Origin of the sequence: Bradyrhizobium sp. (genome assembly GCF_004799445.1) — a bacterium.
Taxonomy (GTDB): Bacteria; Pseudomonadota; Alphaproteobacteria; order Rhizobiales; family Xanthobacteraceae; genus Bradyrhizobium.
Map to the genome: position 1 here is coordinate 1 of NZ_SSNA01000182.1, position 2,826 is coordinate 2,826.

Annotated in this window: 6 protein-coding genes; 4 read left to right on the forward strand and 2 right to left on the reverse strand. The window is 59.5% G+C overall.

The window, feature by feature from the left end; all coding sequences use genetic code 11:
* The first annotated feature begins 209 nt into the window (after positions 1-209).
* Positions 210-419, forward strand: coding sequence for a hypothetical protein (locus E8A46_RS23810; RefSeq protein WP_291566476.1), 210 nt, complete (start codon positions 210-212; stop codon positions 417-419).
* 294 nt (positions 420-713) lie between these two features.
* Positions 714-932, forward strand: a complete 219-nt coding sequence (locus tag E8A46_RS23815) for a GDCCVxC domain-containing (seleno)protein (RefSeq protein ID WP_291566478.1) — start codon at positions 714-716, stop codon at positions 930-932.
* Between the two features lie 106 nt (positions 933-1,038).
* Here the strand turns inward: E8A46_RS23815 and E8A46_RS23820 are convergent, their stop codons facing one another.
* Together E8A46_RS23820 and E8A46_RS23825 are read right to left on the reverse strand one after the other, a co-directional pair.
* On the reverse strand, positions 1,039-1,377 hold the full coding sequence (locus tag E8A46_RS23820; protein ID WP_291566480.1) for a hypothetical protein: 339 nt from the start codon (positions 1,375-1,377) through the stop codon (positions 1,039-1,041).
* Positions 1,377-2,072: a twin-arginine translocation signal domain-containing protein gene (locus E8A46_RS23825; protein ID WP_291566482.1), complete on the reverse strand. Its 696-nt coding sequence runs from the start codon at positions 2,070-2,072 to the stop codon at positions 1,377-1,379. Before E8A46_RS23825 ends, E8A46_RS23820 begins: the two co-directional genes overlap by 1 nt.
* A gap of 165 nt (positions 2,073-2,237) precedes the next feature.
* Between E8A46_RS23825 and E8A46_RS23830 the strand changes: the two genes are divergently transcribed.
* A complete protein-coding gene (locus E8A46_RS23830) occupies positions 2,238-2,534 on the forward strand; it encodes a hypothetical protein (protein WP_291566484.1) in 297 nt (98 codons plus the stop codon).
* Between the two features lie 13 nt (positions 2,535-2,547).
* Positions 2,548-2,721, forward strand: a complete 174-nt coding sequence (locus E8A46_RS23835) for a hypothetical protein (RefSeq protein WP_291566486.1) — start codon at positions 2,548-2,550, stop codon at positions 2,719-2,721.
* Positions 2,722-2,826: the final 105 nt, after the last annotated feature.

Sequence of the window (2,826 nt, forward strand, 5' to 3'; positions counted from 1 at the left end):
TGCGCCTCTTCCTTAGTCGCAAAATCGCCGACGTGGGAATCCGGGCCATAGCCTGTAGTTATTGCCACGAACCATCGACCGCTCTTGGTCATTTCGGGACGAAATTCGGGCTTCTTGGTCATAGCGCAAATCCCGGCCGATCGGCGCCAGCGCAGGGCTCGCCAAGCACGGCCGCGCCCACGCGGGGGTGCAGGTGGGGTACGGCGGCCGTGCAGGCCGCGCGATCGCTCGAAAACGCGACCCGGTGGATCAATGAGGCTTTCGAGGAAGCGTTCCATGATATTCGTCAGCGCGTCGAGGCGGCCTATTTTGGCGAGCTGACGAAGCCATTTTCCGGAGCCTACCTGGTAGTGGTCAGTTTGGTAGTGGCAGCGTGCCGGCTTGAACCGGATCACCGCAGGCGCATATTGGGGCAATGACGCGTCTAGATGAATTTCTCACTGCTGCTGAATTCGATGCTCTGGAGCAAGTCGATGAGGGCAGAAACCGATCGATAGCCAAAAACTTGAGCGATAGGCTACTTGAACTCGGCTATATCGAAGAAACCCCGGCCGGCATGGCTATCACTAGCGCGGGCCAAATGCGACTGGCGCTAGGGGCGCGGACATGAGCCCGCGCCCGTCTTCGAATAAATGGTGTCCGTACTAAGCCCGGTACCGGGGTAGACCCGGCTCGTCTATCGTACCTGTTCCTCTGTGCTCCATGGGGAAACCATGCAACTGGAATCAACTCTGACTTGCCCTTCATGCGGCCATCAGGCCGTGGAAACCATGCCAACCAATGCCTGCGTGTTCTTCTATGATTGTAAGGGCTGCGGGATCCGCCTTAAGCCCCTCGCTGGCGACTGTTGCGTATTTTGCTCCTATGGCTCGGTTCCGTGTCCGCCGGTCCAGACCAACGACGGCTGTTGCGCACCAGCTGTGCAGAAGTGAGGCGCGGGACCCAAGCCCCGCGCCCCTCGTCGTTACCGCCTTAGCCGCCTTGCGTGAGTGCCCAACCGTTGCCGGTTGCGCTTTCTGACCGATCGGCGCCGGCGCTTCATCTTTGCCTCTGGGTCGAGAGCAAAGCAGCGACGAGCGCGGCACTAAGCTTGGTGTCCGCGTCGGTGAGCAACTGAATTTCAGTGGCTGCGTATTCCTGCAGGCTCTCGATGCGCGCTCGGATCCTCTCCAGTTTCCCCTTAGCCCTGTCGATGTCGAAGCAGACGTCCCGAACCAGATCAGGCTCGTCTGACTGCAGTATCGATTCCCGGCTCCGAAATAACAGGGTGTGCATATTCTTTTCGCCGCGGACGCGATATGGACGCCCTGACGACGATATTGATCGGGGATGGTCGCTCGTTTTATTGCCGGGGAATGCAAGGACGTTGTCCGCCATCACGCTTCCTCCCCTTCGTCGTCAGCATCATCATCGGGGGCGGCTTCGACCATGCCGATGTCAGGCAACTCGTAGCCCGTTGCCACCATTTTATCCTTCAGCCCGCAAAGTTCTGCGACGGCGGTAAACAGCTGCTGGAACGGATAAGCATCGTCGAACGAAAACTCAGTTTCCCCTGCACACAGCGGAGCAACCTCCCAGAAAGCAACCAGCGCCTTTGCGCGAAACCCCTCGATCGAGGTAACGGACGCTGCGTTGATGGCGTTCGCCAGTGGTGCCATTTCCTTGAAGATCGCCGATTGCCGCGCGCACGCGTCATCAAGTCCATTACGCTCGCAAGTCTCCTCCCACGCGGCCCGGATTTCTGGCGTATCCTGGTAATCTCGGTCCCTTGGCTCACCAAACTTCCGATCGTGCTCGGTGTGGGTTTGCGCCAACGCGGCCGACCAACGCCGGTGTGCGACGTAATATCGGTCGACCAACGGCTCAAATCGGGCGCCGAGTTCGATCAATTCGGCGTCAGGGGTCTGCCCGGCCGCGGTTGGTGGCGCAGGCAATGGCAGGCCAGCGCCAATGGCAGCGCCGCCGGCCGCGACGCCAGCCGCCTGGACGAGGAAGCCACGTCGCGAAGATTTGGGGTTGTTTGCAGACGTGTTTGTGGGTGGCGTGCTAAGCACGCGGTCAGCCTTGGTCATTGGATTCGTGTCCTTTATGGCTCGGGTTAGAGCCGGGGCGGAAGTTCCAGCTTCCCCTCGGCTTGCTTTTACGATAATCGTATATTTATGAAGAAGTCAATAAACGATAATCAAAAAAGGCGAGGTCGGCCGGCCACAGGAACGGCGCCGTTGGTCGGCGTTCGCATGACGCTAGAATTTCAGAAGCCGATCAAGGCATGGGCAAAATCGCAAGATGATCGTCCCACCATGGCCGAAGCCGTCCGCCGTCTTGTCGCGATCGGCTTAGGCAGCGTGAAAGTCTCCCGCGCTCAGAAGCGCAGTGATTCTCCGACCGCGCGAGACCTTGCTGCCGTACAGATTGACCGCCTCGCCGATTCGGGCGCACCGGCCGAAGAACAGGCCAGCCGGAAACGCCATTTGCTCAAAGGTCCGGAAGAGTTTCGAGAGGCGCGAATTGATCGACCTAAACGAAAGACGTGACCCGACAAAAGCCATGCGCCGGCTTGTAGGGCGCCACTTACGCGGCGTGGTCGTGCTGCCGTTCTTCTGCGTCGGCGAGCCGCGTCCAATATCGAGCAAGGCTCAGGAGACGCCGCGCTTCTTCGGCATTCCGCTCAAGCCTCGCCTGCCGGGCAGCCTCGGCCGCCCATTTCCTGAGATCGTCTGACATATCTGCACCGAGCTCGGCCCCTGCAAATAAGTCTTAAATTTACTAAAAGAGGTTCAGGTCGCATTGATCTAGGTCAAACGCCATCCCGCGTGCGGGCGCTTA

What these genes read in the sequence shown, in the direction of transcription:
- E8A46_RS23815 (WP_291566478.1), top strand. Translation starts at nt 714, where the DNA reads ATGCAACTGGAATCAACTCTGACTTGCCCTTCATGCGGCCATCAGGCC.
- E8A46_RS23820 (WP_291566480.1), bottom strand. Translation starts at nt 1,377, where the DNA reads ATGGCGGACAACGTCCTTGCATTCCCCGGCAATAAAACGAGCGACCAT.
- E8A46_RS23825 (WP_291566482.1), bottom strand. Translation starts at nt 2,072, where the DNA reads ATGACCAAGGCTGACCGCGTGCTTAGCACGCCACCCACAAACACGTCT.
- E8A46_RS23830 (WP_291566484.1), top strand. Translation starts at nt 2,238, where the DNA reads ATGACGCTAGAATTTCAGAAGCCGATCAAGGCATGGGCAAAATCGCAA.
- E8A46_RS23835 (WP_291566486.1), top strand. Translation starts at nt 2,548, where the DNA reads ATGCGCCGGCTTGTAGGGCGCCACTTACGCGGCGTGGTCGTGCTGCCG.